Source organism: Microcystis wesenbergii NRERC-220, assembly GCF_032027425.1.
GTDB classification, from domain to species: domain Bacteria; phylum Cyanobacteriota; class Cyanobacteriia; order Cyanobacteriales; family Microcystaceae; genus Microcystis; species Microcystis wesenbergii_A.
Map to the genome: position 1 here is coordinate 1,109,678 of NZ_JAVSJA010000001.1, position 19,132 is coordinate 1,128,809.

Annotated in this window: 10 protein-coding genes, 1 tRNA gene and 1 pseudogene; 2 read left to right on the top strand and 10 right to left on the bottom strand. The window is 41.3% G+C overall.

Annotated features, from left to right (window positions below; translation table 11 throughout):
* Nucleotides 1-28: 28 nt before the first annotated feature.
* Nucleotides 29-322 carry a hypothetical protein gene (locus RAM70_RS05445; RefSeq protein ID WP_002768475.1) on the bottom strand — a complete coding sequence of 98 codons (294 nt, stop codon included), beginning with the start codon at nucleotides 320-322 and terminating at the stop codon, nucleotides 29-31.
* A 64-nt stretch (nucleotides 323-386) separates the two neighbouring features.
* On the opposite strand from RAM70_RS05445, the gene RAM70_RS05450 reads away from it, so the two are divergent.
* Nucleotides 387-459, top strand: a tRNA-Ile gene (locus RAM70_RS05450).
* 130 nt (nucleotides 460-589) lie between these two features.
* Here RAM70_RS05450 and RAM70_RS05455 read toward each other — a convergent pair.
* The 3 genes and pseudogenes from RAM70_RS05455 to RAM70_RS05465 all read right to left on the bottom strand — a co-directional run bounded on the left by RAM70_RS05455 (nucleotide 590) and on the right by RAM70_RS05465 (nucleotide 12,758).
* Nucleotides 590-1,102 (bottom strand): hypothetical protein, encoded by a 513-nt coding sequence (locus tag RAM70_RS05455; protein ID WP_008203188.1) that lies wholly within the window; start codon nucleotides 1,100-1,102, stop codon nucleotides 590-592.
* A 40-nt stretch (nucleotides 1,103-1,142) separates the two neighbouring features.
* Complete coding sequence (locus RAM70_RS05460; protein WP_312672661.1) at nucleotides 1,143-10,895, bottom strand: FG-GAP-like repeat-containing protein; 9,753 nt, start codon at nucleotides 10,893-10,895, stop codon at nucleotides 1,143-1,145.
* A 623-nt stretch (nucleotides 10,896-11,518) separates the two neighbouring features.
* Nucleotides 11,519-12,758: pseudogene (locus RAM70_RS05465) on the bottom strand (ISL3 family transposase).
* Nucleotides 12,759-13,131: 373 nt separating this feature from the next.
* Between RAM70_RS05465 and RAM70_RS05470 the strand changes: the two are divergent.
* Complete coding sequence (locus tag RAM70_RS05470; RefSeq protein ID WP_312672662.1) at nucleotides 13,132-14,025, top strand: DNA adenine methylase; 894 nt, start codon at nucleotides 13,132-13,134, stop codon at nucleotides 14,023-14,025.
* Nucleotides 14,026-14,034: 9 nt separating this feature from the next.
* Here the strand turns inward: RAM70_RS05470 and RAM70_RS05475 are convergent, their stop codons facing one another.
* The 6 genes from RAM70_RS05475 to acpP all read right to left on the bottom strand — a co-directional run bounded on the left by RAM70_RS05475 (nucleotide 14,035) and on the right by acpP (nucleotide 18,878).
* Entirely contained in the window at nucleotides 14,035-14,223 is a 189-nt protein-coding gene (locus tag RAM70_RS05475) for a hypothetical protein (RefSeq protein ID WP_238567889.1), read from the bottom strand.
* A gap of 72 nt (nucleotides 14,224-14,295) precedes the next feature.
* Nucleotides 14,296-14,862 (bottom strand): hypothetical protein, encoded by a 567-nt coding sequence (locus tag RAM70_RS05480; RefSeq protein ID WP_238567890.1) that lies wholly within the window; start codon nucleotides 14,860-14,862, stop codon nucleotides 14,296-14,298.
* Entirely contained in the window at nucleotides 14,843-15,103 is a 261-nt protein-coding gene (locus RAM70_RS05485) for a helix-turn-helix domain-containing protein (protein ID WP_036386251.1), read from the bottom strand. Before RAM70_RS05485 ends, RAM70_RS05480 begins: the two co-directional genes overlap by 20 nt.
* 113 nt (nucleotides 15,104-15,216) lie before the next feature.
* The gene (gene tkt, locus RAM70_RS05490; protein WP_312672666.1) at nucleotides 15,217-17,223 is read right to left on the bottom strand and encodes a transketolase; all 2,007 of its coding nucleotides are present in this window, start codon (nucleotides 17,221-17,223) and stop codon (nucleotides 15,217-15,219) included.
* A gap of 82 nt (nucleotides 17,224-17,305) precedes the next feature.
* Nucleotides 17,306-18,556 (bottom strand): beta-ketoacyl-ACP synthase II, encoded by a 1,251-nt coding sequence (fabF, locus tag RAM70_RS05495; protein ID WP_312672668.1) that lies wholly within the window; start codon nucleotides 18,554-18,556, stop codon nucleotides 17,306-17,308.
* 70 nt (nucleotides 18,557-18,626) lie between these two features.
* Nucleotides 18,627-18,878, bottom strand: a complete 252-nt coding sequence (acpP, locus tag RAM70_RS05500) for an acyl carrier protein (protein ID WP_002748990.1) — start codon at nucleotides 18,876-18,878, stop codon at nucleotides 18,627-18,629.
* Nucleotides 18,879-19,132: the final 254 nt, after the last annotated feature.

Consider the following 19,132-nt stretch of genomic DNA (forward strand, 5'->3'; position numbering starts at 1 on the left):
AAAAGGCAAAATTCGCCTTTTTTAAAGCCTATCCTTTGGTTTCGTCCTTTGATTGCGGTTGGTTTTTCTGTTGTTGCATATAAACTCTCACTCTTTTAATTACTTCTTCTTCTTTCACGGGGATAAAAGTTTGATTGCGACCATAACTGGTGCGATCGTTGGTAAACTTTTTAGCGGGGTTGATATCCGGTTGACTGACTCCCTTCAGGGAGGCGATTCCCAATTGATAGGCTACCCAACCGCTACCGAAACCGGCGGCTAACATGGCTACCATCAAAAGGAGTCCTAACTGCAAGGAGGTGCTGATTGCAAATTTTTTCATCTTGGTGGGGCTGAATTTTCACGTTCAGAGTGATTACCGATCTATAATGAGTTATTAGTATAACCCAGGGTTGGCCGAGCGGTTGAGGCAACGAACTCATAATTCGTGCTAGGCAGGTTCAACTCCTGCACCCTGGATAGTTTTGACGGCTTCAGGCGATCAGCTTTGACTGCACTAGAGTCAGTTAATCTTGTCCTTGTTGGTGCACAATACAATCTTTTTAGGCTGCCGCATACTTACCCCAGCCTAGGCCTTTTTCAGCAAACCCTAATTAAATCTTGATCTGACCACTAGCAGTGTACCAAAAGCAATCAGTCCCAAGCTCAAGTTAGGTTCGGGGACGGTAGTTGGGGGATTTGATGCACCTGTAACAGAACCACTGACGATATCACCATTAAAATCACTAACAAAATTATTTAATGTAACTGTCCCTCCTGCTGTAGTTAAAAAGGGAGAGTTAAAAACTAGAGATAGACTATTAGAGCCATTAACCCAATCAATAGATTCTATACCACTGCCAATAGGATTGGCTAAACTAATCTTAACTAAGTCAGCTTTCGTGAAATTGAGAGGGCCAATTATAATGTTACTAAAAGTAAGACTAGGATTTGCACTATTTTCCTTGTCGATGGTGAAACTACCGGTAATCGGATTAGTTCCCGCCAGAGAACCATTATTCATTGTCCAAGTCAGTGCTTGAACTGGTATAGCGGTCGATAAGTTACTAACAAGTAGGGTTGTTGTAGCAGCTAAGAGCAAGTTGGGTCGGTTGATTTTCATCTTGTTTATCCGAAGTTAAGTTTTGGTTATTGGTGAGTCATTAAAGAGAGACAAACCATTCAGGATGATTGTTCAATCCCGTGAGGGAATTACCGAGATTGTCAGTGACATAAGCTAACACTTCAGTTCCCCAAATAACTTGATTGCTGTTAAAGCTTAACTGTCCGAAATTGAGTCCACTGAGAGCCAATTTATCGCCTTCAGCAGAGTTGAAATCAAGAATGTAGTCGCTACCATTTCCTGACTTGAGAACGAAGCTATCAGCACCCGAACCGCCATAGAGGAAGTCTAAACCTAAACCACCATCAAGTAGATCATCTCCTTCTTCTCCATAGAGTTTATCTATATTTCCCTCACCATAGAGACTGTCATTACCAATTCCACCTTTGAGAACATCTCGTTGGTTGGAACCGATTAACAAGTCATCACCAGCACCACCTTCTAGACGGTAAGTACCGGGTTTACCCAAAGCATCGATGCGATCATTTATTGAGGTTCCTTGAATTATACCGCCGCCGGGGGGAACTAATACTGGGTGGAACACTTGTAGGGTGAAATTTGCACTAATATTTGCTCCCAGCTGATCAGTTGCAGTTACTTTTAGATTCAGATTACCAACATCTTTGTAAGCAGGAGTTCCACTGAAAGTTCGGGTTGTTGGGTTAAAGTTTAACCAACTGGGTAAAGCATCACCGTTACTGACGGTAGCTGAATAAGTCAGGCTATCGTTTAGATCAGGATCAAAAAAGGTATTATCAGAAATTTGGAAGTTGAAGGGGATATCTTCTATGACAGTTTCATCGGTGATCAGATTTTGGACACTTGGTGCAGTATTATTTAGGGGAGTAAAGTTAATTCCCTGTTCAATCCAGACCTCAATGGCGGTATCTTTAATGCCATAAATTTGATAAACTGATCCATCATAAGCATCAGTTTGTAATTTAGTCCAAGGTACAGTGGAAGGATCAGAGTAATAAGCGCTTGAAGAAGTACCGTTAATCAACAGCTTTTTATTGCCGTCGAGCATTTGCAGCAAGCTAGACTGATTAAATTGAACGGAATTATTGTAGCCAATATCAACAGCTTCAATATTAAATAGATGACCAGTATTAGCATCTAGATAAAGCCTGGTTTGTTGACCTACTGTTTGGGGAACAAAGATCGTGTCAAAACCACCACCTCCATCAATTTTACCGATAGTTTTACTATCAGTTCCGTATTCACCTCCTAAGCCAATTTGATCATCTCCTTCACCACCAAAAGCATAAATCTGAGAAGTGTTAGCGGTGGGAATTAACATAAAGTCATCGCCATTTTGACCCCGCAACACAATCTTAGGAGTAGTAGCATTGGAGGGAATGGTAAAAACATCATTACCATTAGTTCCATCAAAAAAGGTAAAGGTTTCAGCGCCACTATTTTGTTCGTCTGCTGTTAACCAATCTTGACCATAAACTACATAGGTTAAGTCATAATCGCTCGTATCAGTAATGATGATGTCCTGATAACCGTCACCATTGACATCCCCACCTGCATTGGTTTGATAAGGTAGGGTTCGATTAGGCAACCCTTGAATGGGAATCTGATTTTGTCCGTTACCGAGAACAATGGTGTTACTATTCAGGCTGGTATTGGGAGGTGTTGTGGGTGTATAAGGTGTAATTTCGGTTGATCCTAATTGGATGTAACTTGGATTGAAAGGAGTCCCCTGATCAAAAAGAATATCATCAAAACCATCAGCGTTTATGTCTCCAACGGCAACAGATGGAGAAGGAAGATTAGTAGGTTCGTATAGATTCCAAGAGTTCGGGGTATAACTGATATTTGTTTGAAATTGTCCAAAATTGTTGGTTTTTCCCGTACCATACAAAATAGTAGAACGCATGATAGGATAGGCTTGTTCGCCGTCAATTTCTGACCAAGATGTTTGGGCAATAGATACTAATACGTCCTCAATACCGTCAGAGTTAAAGTCGCCAGAACTAATGGATGAATTTATAGCCACCGTGTCTGTAACCTCGAACCCATCCCCATACCAATTACTGTTATCAGTCCAAGGAGAGTTCAGAAAACTCAAGGATAGCTCAGAAAGGGGTAGATGAATGTCATTATTGAATTGGTAAACACTAACCTGTGTTTGGAGTTCTACCTCGGACTGATAGCCATTAAACGCATATTCAAGGGTGATTATTTCCTTGACTCCATCGGCGTTAATATCCGCTACTCCAATCCCCGGAGCATAGCCTAATGTACCAAGACTATAACTCTGGAATTGGGAACTCAGCCCACTCGCTGAACCCAAGAAATATTTAATTTGATAATCTAACATAAATTCAGTTAAAACGATTAAGTCATCATAACCATCGCCATTAATATCTCCTGCACAGGTTTGAATAATAGGAGTAGTAACAGTATCAGGGATATCGAAAGAGTATAAAGTCTGACCTGCAATAATATTGCTCGTGATACTATTACCCATATTCACAAGCAGTTCTGTGGTATTACCATTTGTTTTATTGATACTCGCAGATGCTATATCCTCGTAACCATCGGCATTAAAATCGCCATGAGCAATCAAATTTGTGCTAGGAGAGGTGATTAAATTGGTAGCGGGTAAATTACTATCATTGGCGGTGAGAGTATAAGTCCTTTGTCCGCTGACATTTGTTAGGGTGCTTGCTCCAAAAGTCAGTTGATTTTCTGATGGGTTGATAGAAGAGCTCACATTAACAAAATCATCAAAACCATCCCCATTAACATCTCCCACCGAAACCCCAGGATAGGGATTAACTACAATAAAACCATTATCACTGCGAAGATCATTGACATTTAAAGAAAGTCCACCCTGTAACCAAGGATGTCCAATGGCCACATAAGCCTCACTATGACCATTACCATCATTACTACTAGGAGCCCCCAAGATAATATCATCTCCCCCCGTATTAGAACCGTAATCGCCATTAATATCGCCAATGCCATTAAGATTCTGTCCCACATTACCTGCATTAGAAGGATTACTATTACTTAATGGGTTAGCTACTCCTTGGTATTGGAAAACACGAGAATCCGTTAGATTGGGATCGAGATAAATTGTGCCACCCGATGAGAAGGCATTTGTACTGCCAAAGACTATATAGGCACTACCAGCATTACCATAAGCAAAAGGTGCGCCGATGAGTAAATCACTAATTTTGTCATTGTTAATATCACCTCCATTAGCAACAGCCCAACCCGCTTGTCCTAAAGCTAAATTCCCTTCAAATGTCACTCCTTTACCCGCACCAATAGAGGCTAAACTCGAAGGTAATGAACCAGAGTTTCCGAATATTACATAAACTTTGCCGAGATTAGTAGTACCACTAACCGCCGCATTAGGCGCACCGATTACTAAATCTAAATGACCATCTCCATTCAAATCTAGGGTGGTTATCGCATTACCAACTCCATCATAAAAACCGTAGTTTGTAGCAGGATCACTACTGGGTTTACCTGTACTTGGATTCAGTTTACCGTTAATTTTTCCACTGGTAAAGCTGGTTATGCCATCAAAAACCCAGTTAGTTGTGCTAGAAGTGCTGGTTAAGTTGATAGATGCGTTGGTATTTGACCAATTAAATTGGGTTCCTGATAATACATAAATTGCACCGCCATAACCGCGAATATCTTGAGGATTGCTGGGATCACTTACTGGATTAACGACAGGTGCTCCGATGGCTAAATCAAGTTTACCATCTTCATTCAAATCTAAAACCTGTAAAGCAGACCCTAAACCTTGACCCGGACTGGGAGCGTTAATGGTAGCAATAAGACTGGTGGTAATGTTGTTACCCGACCCAGATAATTGATAGACTTTCACCTGATTACTTAAAGGAGAACCCACTATTAATTCAGGTGTTCCATCTCCATTTAAATCTGCTAAAAGGATCGTTTCTCCAAACCCATCGCTACTATTTCCTGTGAGTGGTGATGCGGCTAGAGTATTAAGAGCTACGGTGCTACTGGTGTTGGGAATTACTGTCTTATCGAAGATATAAATATTGCTATCGTTCGTTCCCCCGCCGTTAGTTGAATTGGGAGCGGCTATCCCATACCAAGTATTAGAAGAACTAACCCAAGAACTAAGACTGCTACCACTTTGGGGAGAGGCGGATGTAGAAGGTGTTCCCCCAGTAATTTTAACTACTTTTTGTGTTGATTGAGGATTATCTAAATCAAGTCCTTGGTCTGAAACTTGCACACTAGCAGACCCAAAAACCAAATATACACTACCGTCACTATTATTAGCTCCTGGTGCTGAAATCCAGAAATCATCAAGGGGTGCATTTTTATTATTACTGTTGGTATCACCGTTAACATTTCCCGCACTACCTAAAGCCTGACCTAATTGATCATTGATTGGACCAATCATGGAAAACCCACTATCTATAGCCAATAAGTTAATCGTTTGGTTAGTATCCTGTATAGTCGCGTAAGCGGTTAAAGTGGTTTGTTGACCATCTTGGAGGATTAACTTAAATTTCTCCTTGAGATGTTCTAATAAGTTATCGTCAAAAATCTTCACCTCAATGGTTTTGCTGGTTTCACTGGGAGCAAAGGTGAGGGTTCCAGCTTTATGTTCGTAATCGGCTCCGGCGGTGGCGCTAATATCTACTGTGTGATAATTTAGGGTTTTGCTAGTATTAATGTCACCTGTTCGAGTGATGGTAAAAGTCACTTTCCCTTCATTTTCTTTGACGGTTTTATGACTCACTGAGAAGATACTGTTACTGGTGCTACCGGTGGTGGAATTACTAATGATATTATCAATCTGATCCGGTGGTGCCGGATTAGAATCTGTTTGGATAGAATTAGCCGTACTCCAGTTATTTCCGTTATAAATACTTTGACCAAGGCTAGAAGTTCCTGTTTGAGAATCAAGAACTACCCAATTTAAGGTGACGGCATTGTTAGCGGCATTGTTAACATTGATGCTAGAAAAACTCAAATTAGAGCCGGAAAGTGTAGCAACGCTAGATTGATAGTTTTTCCAACTTCCTGTTGTTCCACTAGGTACCCAAAAGGCGACAGATAAGCTAGTTTGAGCCGTTTCTTCCGAACCTGTGCTGGTTGTCCATAAAGCTAGAACACCATAGGGAGTTGAGGTTAAGCTTTGTACAGATTGACCGGGTTGTAACCAAGGGATAGCGGTAGGATTTGAATTATTCGTGTTGAAGTTCCCATTATTTACCTGTCCGATGACATAGTTGGAGGTGATGGTTTGTTGTAATTGATTGAGAGCATCACTAGAAACTGTATTCGGTGCTCCTATTAATAAATCAGCTTTACCATCATTATTTAAGTCTCCTACGGCGCTAACAGAAGACCCACTGAGTTGATTTGCGCCTCCTTGACCGATTATATAACCCTGAACAGTTGTGCCGATGTTACTAACATTAATACTAGCAACAGTGCCAATATTGTTACTGCTTCCTCCGTAGATGACGTAACTTACACCGGCTTGATTATTACCACCATTGGGTTCAGCAATCAGTAAATCTCCTACACCATCACCGTTTAAGTCGCCAGCACCGGTAACTTCGGTTCCAGCACCGATAATAGTAAAGCCATTTGTTCCATTGATTCCAGAGAAACCGATACTGTTATTTTGGCTTGTAGAAAGACTGGAACTACCAAAAAGAATGTAGCTATTTCCCGCAATATAATTTCCATTAGCATCTTCAGTGGCGGGATAGCCAACAATGACATCGTTAATACCGTCGTCGTTAACATCACCTGCGCTACTGACTTGTAATGGTGCAGGGTTGTCTAAATCATCAAAAATAACGAAGCCTTGACCCGGGTTAATGGTTCCTAAGTCTAGGGTTTGAGTGGATAAATTCGCACCAAATAGTATAACTGCGGCTCCTGTTCCACCAATGAGTAAATCCGCTTTGCCATCCTGATTAATGTCTGGAATTAGAGCCGTGCTAGTTATATCTAGCAGGGTTTCTCCATTAATTGCTGAGGTACTGTTAGTCAGGGTAATTGTCCCGCCTAGATAACTTTGAGTGGTCAAATTAGAATTGGGGTCGTTAGAGACAATACTATCGCCTTGGTTTAAGCGACTAACAACTGAAGTATTCGGATTTGCGCCATTATGGAGAGTATAAATATTATCTCCTTGCTGATTGCGAATATACAGCCCCCCATCTTCGCCCAAAGCAAGATAAGCCCCCTGATTTCCCGCTGTATTAGTTGACCAGTAAGGGAGTGGAGCTAAACCCGCCCATTCATAGAGGACAAAGTTGCCGTTTGATTCCATCGCAGCTTGATAGTAACTTGCGTAGTCAGGTTCTGGGACTTGATTAGCCGTATTGCTATTCCATACCTCAGTATTAGTCGTTTGATTAAATAAGACTAAATTACCGCTATTGTCGAGGCTCAGAGTAAATAACTCATTGGCAATTTTTTGGGATAGAATTAGCGTAATTTCCCCGGCTTCTTGATTAGCGTTAGGAGCGCTGATAGCATAATCTGCTTGACTATCTCCATTAAAGTCGTAACCTCCTGTTACTACTTCACCAAAGCGGTCACCAGCTTGTCCATTGGGGTTAGTAATTTGTTGTCCGTAAGCAGGATTATTGCTGAGTAAAGTATCAATATCAGTGAGGCTTTGAGGAGTCTCAAATAAGGTTCCTCCATAGATTAAATAAGCACCTCCTTGATTATTATTTAAACCAGGCGCACCAATAATCAAATCACTCTTGCCATCGCCATTGACATCTCCTGCATTGGCAATACTATAACCCAATTCACTCAACGCTTGTCCTGTTAACAGCAAGCCATTACTACCCAAATTATTGAGGTCATTAACTTGGTTATAGTCTTCTGCAAACACCACATAAACTCCGCCTTGTTCATCATCAAGATCTGGTGCAGTCATGGCAAAATCAGCTTTACCACCGCTATTAACATCTCCTAAAGCGGTTACGGCTTGTCCAAAACTGGCAAAGTATTCATTGTCTAAAGTCCAATAAAAACCCGCAGCGTTAGCATTGGCAGGATTTTCTGCGAAAGTCCCTAAATCAACCTGATTATTTTCTGTTTGTCCATATACTACATAAACTTGTCCGGGGGGTGTGGTGGCAATTTGCTGTACGGTAGGATTATCAATTGATTCATATTGCCAAGTAATGACAACATTACCATTAGTATCTAGGGCAATATTTGGGCTTTGATTTGCTCCGGCTGTATTTGAGATAGCTTGTAAACTGCTGGCATTCCAGTTAACACCATTACTTCCTAATGTTCCATTCAAAAAGTATAAGTAGGAAAGATTAGCTGAATTATCATCCACACTTCCTGTAAATGTGCCGTAAACTGTTGTGCCATCAGGGGCAATGATGTAGGATATATCACTACTATCAATTAAATCGTTGACATCCTCTCCTAATAATGCAGCGTAACCGGGTTGAGTTAGATAAATTGTGGAATTAGGTTCTAATGAAACCCTGACAGGTAATCCTCGGCTATTTTGAGTGACAGTGCTTTCCCCGCTTGAACCTGCTTCTTTAATTCGGATATAATTAACGTAAGACAGGGAGAAGAAATATAAGTTCAGTTTGACAGTGACTTTATTAGTATAAACCGCTTCCTGAAAACCAGTCTTGTTAAGATTAAAATCTTCTGTTTGAATGCCTTTGAGAGATAAATCGATAAATCCCTTGAGCGCACTCGCATTCAGATACATTCCGGTGTCTATCCCCATACTGACGACAGAATCTTTAGTATCATCTAAGGCATCCCCTAAAAAGCTAAATAATTTAGTTGTATCTAGATGCCATTCGAGATCAGAATTAGGGGTTTCTTCTGTGGGAGGATTACCGTTGTTGTCAACCAATTCAAAAAAGTAATCACTGGCTTGTACGCTTTCTCCTAAATTAGTTTCATTGTTAAAGTCAATGTCTGTCGTGTAAGCGAAATCAAGACCTAATACTGGCCCCCCACTAATACTTAACCATCCGTTTTGACTGAGCACTTGTAAGGCAGTACCACCGCCAGGGAAAAGGCTATTGATAACTATGCCAATCTCATTTACTTCTAACTCAAATCCCCCCCCCGCTTTAGCTTTAACACTAGAAGGATAGCTGCTAACTTCTTCCCACTCACCACTACCTTGAGCAAAAGCTGAGAAATCCAAAGAAACATAGCCTTTGAATAGACCACTCAACCCTTGTGTATAAGGGTCGCCACTAGCTTTCCCTGCTTCTTTACCCAAGGTTAAATCAAGTCTTAAACTATTAAAAGCGACAGGAGATTCGCTACTATATTTTCCAATGATAGCATCAATTTCTCCGCCGACATTAAAGGAAAATAAGCTGTTTTCAAGACTCGGCCACAACCGGGATGAATTAGGTGTTTTGCCTAACCCGAAATTAAGGGAAACAAAAGGAGGAAGAGTAATAATTCCCGAGGCTCCGTCCAAAGCACCTGGAACAATTGAGTAGGTAAATTCTGTTCCCTTGGGTTTAAAGGTTAATTGATTGGCGGAAGTATCTGTTACCGGAAGTTGACTAACATCAACTACTTGACTCACTGTTTGATTATTTTTTTGAGTCGTTACTAAAATATTGTTATTGTTTAAAGCAACAACCTGTAAGTTTGTGTCTGCTATGTCGTCATTAGTAAGTTGTGCTGGTGAACTCCATTGATACCCACCATAGATAGAGGGACTCAGGGACGATGTATAAACTTCCGCATTATTGCCATTTCCTGCTATCCAAGAAGCAACAACTCCGCCGTTTGTTGTCTGGGTTAATGTTAAATTGGCGGCGCTTCCTTGACTCTCGGTTCCAATCCCACTATTAAGGGGTGTCACCCCAACATATTGACCATTAGTCCCAGAGGGTTGATAACCGTAATAAATTTGACCATCTTGATTCCATAAAGCATGGGTAACACCATTACTATCTGTAACAGTCGTCATGCCAAAAGGTTGTCCACTGGAGTTATTTAAGCCTAAAATTGAGCTAATATTGCCAACTTGATAAGGAACACTTTGGTTAGTTATTCCGTACAAAATTCCTGTTTCATCAATTTGCATTTGACTAAAAACAGGTAAGCCAGAGATAATATTATCTAACTCAATGAAAGCATTAGCACCACTAGACCAGGCATAAATATTTCCCTCATTATCTAAGCCTAATAGAGTTTGACTATTGAGCGAAACTATTTGCTGAAAAGCTGGATTGTTGCCACCGTTAAAGAGATTAAAATCTGTCCCATCCCAACTGTAAAGACCACCTTGATTATCTAATGCCCAAACCGAGCCATCCTCTTTTCCTGTTGTAATCTGAGTAACACCACTCAGACCAGTACCAAAACCTGCGTCAAATTGTTGTGTCGTTGTATTCCAGACATATTGTTGAATGCGATTAGACAGATCGAACTTGATAATTGTCCAAATCTCATTATCATTAATAGCAGAAAAAGAAGCAAAAAAGTCTGTATTGGTGGCTGATTGCACTAGAATTGGAGCTGCCCATATCTGAGAAGTGCTATTCCAAGACGTTAGATAATAACCCGCTTGTCCTGAAATATTCCTGTAAAGTAAAAAATAAAAATTACCCGCATTGTCAGAATCTATACCAACAATCTGACTTGGTGCTGGAATGCTAGACGTATCCATTAAACTATAATTTTGAGTGGCATTATCCCAGTAGTAATATTGCCCATTTGTCGTAAGAGCTAATCGCTGAGTAGAATTGCTCACGATAGTTTGTTGAATCGTACTATAGTCTATCAGATTACTCATGGCGATTTAGTGTTCTAGATAAATTGGGAACAGATAAGCCTTTTTCTCTCTTTCTTACTGGGGTTGAACGGCTTAAATTTTTAATAAAAACATTGTAGCATTTTTCCAGATGTCAATACTGTCCAGGGTGAGAGCATCTCAAACGCTATTGACAATTGGCCAATTTTGTGATCCGCGTGGGCATTTCAAGTGATACCAGTCAATCAGAATAGTTACAAAATCTTCATGATTTGGTCGATTTTTGCTTACCCAGAGGGCAAATTCTCCTCAAATATGCCTGAATCGCTCTCTGGGTAAGCAACTTACATAAAGTTCATTTTGTCAAGGATTGTTAAGATGCGCTTACCCTGCAATACTGTCTTAATCAGAAACGTTGAATCTCGTACAAAACTTTACATTTAAGAACATAACAACCCCAAAACGCCATTTTTCAAATTGAATAGACAATTTTCCTAAACCAGTGTACATAGCTGATATGTTGACATATAAAACTCTGTAAATAGCGAAGTTTATCTAATAAGCTTTTTTCAAAATCTTCCGCAATATCAATTAATTGTAAAATTAGGTAGGCGATAATAGAGCTATAGATTTGTTGTAGGCTCTTCGTTACTATTTATGCTAAATCAACAGACAAGATGCCAAGATAACATACTTCTAACCCAAAAATTCCGAAAGTTTCTAAAGCCATAGCCTCGCCGTTTTATTAGTTTAAGTTTATTGTTGATTCCCTCGACTACCCCATTCGTTGTTCTTCGCTCGAAATAACTAATGATTTCTCCAAACCAGTTTCGGATTGTTTGACAACTCTTGGTAAAAACACTGGAGGATTTTGCCAACCATTCCGAGATAGATAGCAGTCCTTCTGTCGGATTCTCTGAGGTTTCATAAATCTTTCTGAATTCTTCCTTTACTTCCTGCATCTTTTTCAAATTTGGCCAATTTTCTTTGATAGCTTCTAGTTTAATTTTTTGGGGTTCCGTTAAATCTTCTTCATTTTTTAACAGGCTATATTTACTTCGCTTTAAAACTTCTAGCTTTGCTTCTTTTTCCGCTTTCTGTTTTTTATTTTTCCGCGCTTCTACGGCTCTTTTTTCCGCTCTTCTCTGTTCGTCTAACTCTTGATTAATTTGTTTCATTACATGGAATCTATCAGCGACTACCTCGGCCGACGGCATCAATTCTTTTACCAGATTTTTATAGGACAACCAAAGATCTATGCTTACTTCTTCAATTTGCTCTAACACCTCTTTTCCCCAGCCTGTCAGCGTTTTTCTCAACTCCTCTTGTGTTCGCTTCTCTAGAATAGCTATTAGTTTTACCGTATCTAAATTTACTAAAACCGCACAGTAATTTTTTTGTCCTTTGACTAGAGCGATTTCATCAATTCCTAGTCTTTTTAATTCCGATAAATCTGGCTCGGTAATTTCTTCAGCGATGTCCTCTAGCATTCTTTGAATCTCTTCTTCCGTTACGTCATTTCTTCGGCTAACATTTAAAATATCTCCTTCTTTTAATTGTTCAAGTATATTCTCGGCTAGTCTTTTCGTATAGGTTCGTTTACTGGCGACAAAATCTAACTCTTCGCTAAAGGGCTTCTGACAATTATCGCACTTAAATTGACGACGATTAACTTGTAGGTACACTGGTTGTCCTGAGAGCGGTAAATCTTTGACTAAATGTCGATGATTTTGGTGTAGTTTATCGCTCTCTAACCCACAACGAGGACAGGACGTTCGGCGAGCTCAGTCGAGCCGTTGCTTTTTTCTTTTTCGATTCGATTCGGAAAACTATACCGACATTTTCTAGGTGTCGATAGCCTTGAATAGAGGTTCCTTGTAGGTTCAAAAATTTGTCAAGTATCATAAGTAAAATAATCTCGTTTTTCGCTATTATATCAAATGTTAACTCGATTGTATATCTTTTGGTATTAACTTGTTTGTGCCTTAAGTCCTTCCCTATATGGATTTCAGATACTTTTGAGCGTAGGCGCTCTCATCGAATTTTATTTTAAGTTAATTATTTGCATAACAATTCCCGAAGAGCCTTAGATCCTAGCACAAAAAAACCCGCTGGCGCGGGCTTTTTCCACAAAAGCAAAGTTTTAATTAACCTAACAACGCTTTTGCTTTCGCTACCACGTTATCCACGGTAAAACCGAACTTCTCTGACATTCCTAGATAAAATATCGTAATTTTGTTAAAATAATCTCAAAGAAAAGCCTCTAAAATCAAAGGTAATGTCCAAAATCGCTAAAAAACTTAGTAATTCTCCTTTTCGTTATCCCGGCGGTAAATTTTATGCCCGTAAGCTAATCTTAGCTTGTCTTCCTAGTCACCATAAGTATTGTGAACCCTTTGCGGGGGGAGCATCTATATTCTTTGCTAAGGAAAGTGTAGCAGAGAATATTCTCAATGACAAAGATGAGGAATTAATGAACTGTTATCGACATATCAAAGATCATCTTGATAGTCTAATTGAATTATTAAAAGATCTAAACGCTACCAAAGAACTACACAGTTATTATAAAAATGAATTTCAACCAGCCAATGACCTAGAAAGAGCCATGCGTTGGTATTATCTAAATAGAACTTCCTACTCAGGAATTATGAAACTTGAAAATTGTTATTGGGGCTATGGTGATAAGTATTCTATGCGTCCTGAAAACTGGCCTTCTCACCTAAAAACCACTTCGGAAAAACTGCAAAATGTCAGCTTATCTTGTTTAGATTTTGAAGATTTAATCAATCAATTACCCGATGATTACTTTTTATTTGTCGATCCTCCTTACTTTCAAGCAGATCAAAATAAATTCTATTCCTGCTTCTTCAGTCTAGAAGATCATGAAAGGTTATGTAAGACGTTGAAAAAACATCAACATCGATTTAAATTTCTTTTGACTTATGATAATTGCTCCGAAATTAGAGAAATGTATGATTGGTGTATTTCTTTACAAGATAATGAATGGAATTACACTATTAATCGAACTGATGATCAAAAAAATGGTTTAAAATTAGAACATGGTTATCAGAGTGAAAGACGCAAGGGCAAGGAGGTATTTATTGCTAATTATGATTTTCAGAAACCTGCAAGATTTACACCTCTACAATTAAGTTTATTCGATGTATCTTGATTCCTAATTTTAATCAAGTAAATCCTCTATTTTTTCGATCGGGAGCCATGGTTGTAGAGGTTCAGCCGTATTAACATCAAAGAAAATTTTGGGATAATTAGGGATGAAATTACAGTTGCGATCGTGGCATTTCTGGCGAGAACAATTGATATTATTGGTTTGATTTGCTGTTAAATCTTTACTCCTGGCAACGTACATTTTAAAAAGGGCTTCTTCTTGATTATTAATATTAATTTTGCTTAAAAATATTTGCTCTTTTGGTGTGGGCTTTTAAACAAATAGTCCTGTTTCTAAATTGGTCTGAAAAAAAGCATTGGCAAGAGATGTAATCACTAAATCAAAATCTGTTTCAATATATTGATCTTTGTGAATATTGAGGCTTGTTGAAGGTATTCCTATCAATTTAGACCTTTGTTCTGCCGCTTTGTCTCCTAAGGTTCTTGATCTCATACATTTGACTTCAATAAAAGGTCTGATACCTCCCTGAAGACGGAAACTACCTTTTTTGGCTAACTTACATTCAGCAGAGTATTTCTTGGCGTTTTTTTGATTGATAATAGCTACATCTATATCGTGATAACCGGCTTGAGGATTTAACCGAGGATTAGTAACTAAATAATTATTCGCGAGTATTTTTGACAGTTCATCTTGTACAGTGAACTCAAAAAACTTGCCACGAATCATAGGAATAACTTTTGGATCATTGAGAACTTCTGTAATATATTTGATATTCAAACTATAACTCTTACAAAAACTTTCTATTTTTTCAAACCATTCCCATTCAAGCTCGTTATCATGCAAAAACTGCTCAAGCAATTTAATCAAATCTTCTGACATCATCAGTATTTACATCGGAATTTATAGACATAGTGTTAAAAAGCTCCGAAAGACTTATGTTTAATGCTCTACATAAAGAAATCAAGCATAGTAAAGAAGGATTCCTTTTACCACGTTCAAGAAGACTGATGTAAGTTCTATCCAAATTGGCCGCTTCGGCCAACCTTTCTTGGGATAAACCCTTTTGAATGCGAGCATTATGTAAACATCTGCCAAATTGAGCTAAATTGTCCTTTGCCATGCTTCGATTAAACTGCCTGACGTGACCCCTAGTCCACTGACTGACAGTCACAATAGAAAAACAAAAAAATGAGCCAGATTTTTCTGACTCATTACAGCTAAGATTTCAGGTAATTAACCTAACAACGCTTTTGCCTTCGCTACCACGTTATCCACGGTAAAACCAAACTTCTCTAGAATCACACCTCCTGGAGCAGAAGCGCCGAAGGTATCAACCCCCAACACATCCCCCTCATCGGTGATGTAACGATGCCAACCCATGGTTGAACCCGCTTCCACTGCGAGACGTTTTTTCACTGCTTTCGGCAGTACCGATTCTTTGTATTCTGCCGATTGTTCCTCGAATAGCTCCCAACAGGGCATAGAAACGACGCGAGCTTTAATTCCTGCTTCTTTCAACACCGCAGCCGCTTTATCGCAGAGATATAACTCGCCACCCGTACCGATGAGAATGACATCGGGAGTACCTTCGCAATCGGTGATAATATAAGCACCTTTAGCCACACCCTCAAGGGAAGTTCCCGCTAAATTGGGCAGATTTTGACGGGAGAGAGCCAATAAAGTCGGGCGTTTCTTTTCGCTCACCGCTACTTTATAAGCACCGGAAGTTTCCGTACCATCTCCCGGACGCATGACTAAGAGGTTAGGAATAGCGCGCAGAGAAGCAACGTGTTCCACGGGTTGGTGAGTCGGTCCATCTTCCCCTAGGGCAATGGAATCGTGAGTCATTACCCAGATGACGCGAGTTTCTGACAATGCCGATAAACGGATAGAATTCCGCATATAGTCGGTGAAAATCAGGAAAGTCGCCCCGTAGGGAATCAATCCCGTGTTATGGAGAGCAATACCGTTACAAATCGCCCCCATCGCGTGTTCTCGTACGCCAAAGTGAACGTTACGCTCCTGATAACTGCCTTTTTGGAAATTACCAAAATGCTCTAATTCCGTGTAGTTAGAGTGGGTTAAATCCGCCGAACCACCGATTAAACCGGGTAAAACCCCCGCAAGCGCATTTAAGCAGATTTCCGAGTGTTTACGACTAGCCAGAGCCTTATCTTCGGGTTTATAAACCGGTAAAGCTTGCTCCCAACCTTCCGGCAGTTGACCGGTGGTTAACTGTTCAAATAAAGCCGCTTCTGCGGGATATTTAGCCTGATATTCGTTAAATAACTTATTCCAGTCCGTTTCTGCCGTCGCTCCCTTGTCCACTGCTTGCCGGAAACGATTTAATACCTCATCGGGAACCACAAACGGCTCGTATTGCCAACCTAATTCTTTTCGGGTTAACTCGATTTCCGTTGCTCCTAAAGCTGCCCCGTGAACATCGGCGGTATTAGACTTATTGGGGGAACCATAACCGATGGTGGTGGTGATTTTAATCATCGAGGGTTTATCGGTGACAGCTTTGGCAGCCGCGATCGCATTGGCAATGGCATCTAAATCGGTGTTACCATTCTCGACGTGCTGAACGTGCCAACCGTAGGCTTCAAAACGCTTGCTCACGTCTTCGGTGAAAGCGATATCGGTGGAACCATCGATCGAGATATGGTTATCATCATAGAGAGCGATTAACTTGCCTAAACCCCAGTGACCGGCTAAAGAACAAGCTTCCCCGGAAATACCCTCCATATTGCAACCATCACCCAAAATCACATAGGTGTAATGGTCGATAATTTTGGCATCCGGTTTGTTGAAACGGGCCGCTAAATGGGCTTCTGCTAGGGCCAAACCCACACCATTGGCAATCCCTTGACCCAGGGGACCAGTGGTCACTTCCACCCCTTCCGTGACGAAATTTTCGGGGTGGCCAGGGGTTTTCGATTTCCACTGGCGAAATTGTTTGATTTCCTCTAGGGGGACGCTATCGTATCCGGTCAGGTACATCAAAGCATACTGCAGCATACAACCGTGACCGGCGGAGAGAACAAAACGATCGCGATTGACCCATTGGGGGTTTTTCGGGTTAAAACGCAGGAATTGATCCCAGAGGACAAAGGCCATGGGTGCGGCCCCCATGGGCAGTCCGGGGTGTCCGGATTTAGCTTTTTCCACGGCATCCACCGCTAAAAAACGCACCGCATTAATACAAAGTTCTTCGAGGGATTGGGAGGCGACAACCATAATGTTTTTTAGAATGAACTACAAAAATAAGACCCAGTTAAAGAGGGAGCCACTCAAAGATTACTCTTTCAGGGGCATCGACTCAAGCATATTTTCTAAAAGCTAAGGTGACGTTATGGCCACCAAATCCAAAGGAGTTGGAGAGGGCAGCGTTAACTATCTGCTGACGACTTTCGTAGGGGACGTAATCGAGATCACAATCGGGGTCGGGATTGTCAAGGTTGAGAGTCGGGGGAATCCGATCATTAGCGATCGCCATTACCGTGGCCACGGCTTCAATACCGCCAGAACCGCCTAAAAGGTGGCCTGTCATCGATTTGGTGGAACTGACGGGGATTTTGTAGGCCGATTCTCCTAAAGCTTTTTTAATCGCCTTGGTTTCCGTGGGATCATTGGCCGCTGTACTGGTGCCGTGGGCGTTGATATAGCTAATTTCCGTCGGAGTTAAACCGGCATCTTTGATCGCTAATTCGATCGCTCTGGTGGCTCCACGACCATCGGGAACCGGTGCCGTCATGTGATAGGCATCGCAAGTCAGACCATAACCGATCATTTCGGCGTAAATCCGCGCCCCACGGGCTAAGGCCGTTTCTAATTCCTCTATAATCAAAATTCCTGCCCCTTCCCCCATGACAAAACCATCCCGTTCCTTGTCAAAGGGACGACTGGCCCGGGTGGGGTCATCGTTGCGGGTGGACAGGGCCTTAGCGGAGGCAAAACCAGCCAATCCTAGGGGGGTAACGGCGGCTTCCGTCCCACCGCAGATCATTCCTTTGGCCAAACCCCTTTGTACTAGACGAAAAGCATCGCCGATGGCATTGGAACCGGCAGCACAAGCGGTTACGGTGCAGTTACTCGGTCCTTTTGCCCCCGTGTGAATAGCGGTTAAACCGGCGGCCATATTGGCAATCATCATCGGGATCATGAAAGGACTACACCGGCTCGGACCCTTTGTCAAGTAAATTTCCTGTTGATCCTCCAGCACTTTTATGCCACCTACGCCCGTACCAATTAGTACACCTATATCATCGGCATTGAGAGCGTCGATAACTAATCGAGAATCTTGCAGTGCTTGCAAACTGGCGGCGACGGCAAATTGAGCGAAACGGTCCATCCGCTTTGCCTCTTTGCGATCCACATATTCGTGGGGATCAAAACCCCGCACTTCCCCAGCAATGCGACAAGCGTGACGGGAGGCATCAAAGTGGGTAATTAAACCAATGCCACTTTTGCCGTTGATTAAGCCTGTCCAATAGTCTGCTAGATTATTGCCGAGGGGAGTGATCGCACCCATCCCCGTGATGACAACCCTTTTTAATGGCAATTCTGTCATGTTTGTTCAAAAATAAGGGCAGATTTTGCCCCAGATATTTAATCCTAAATTGTCAATTCTCCCGCAATAATTAGGCGGTTGCTTCTACTTTACCGCTAATATAATCGGCAGCTTTGCCCACAGTGTCAATTTGTTCGGCTGCTTCGTCGGGAATTTCAATATCAAATTCTTCCTCTAAAGCCATCACTAACTCGACCACATCAAGGGAATCCGCTTTCAGATCATTAGCAAAGCTTGCTTCGGGAGTAACTGTACCCGGATCCTCTACTTCTAATTGTTCCACAACAACTTTTTTAACTCGATCGAAAATTTCTGCACTCATGAATGTCAATTTTTATCCGCTGGTTTACCGGACTCTAGCCTCTAGGGTCTGGGGAAATGGGGCGGTGTTACCATTTCCGACAATAAATTTCGGTTAGCTTTTTCACTGACCATTTTTTATCTTACTGGAAGTTGTTCCCCTCTTGATGAAGTTTTTTCGCGATCATCGGGGAAGTGGGGTGTGGGGTGTGGGGTAGTGGGGTAGTGGGGTAGTGGGGTGTGGGGTGTGGGGTGTAGGGTGTAGGGTGTAGGGTG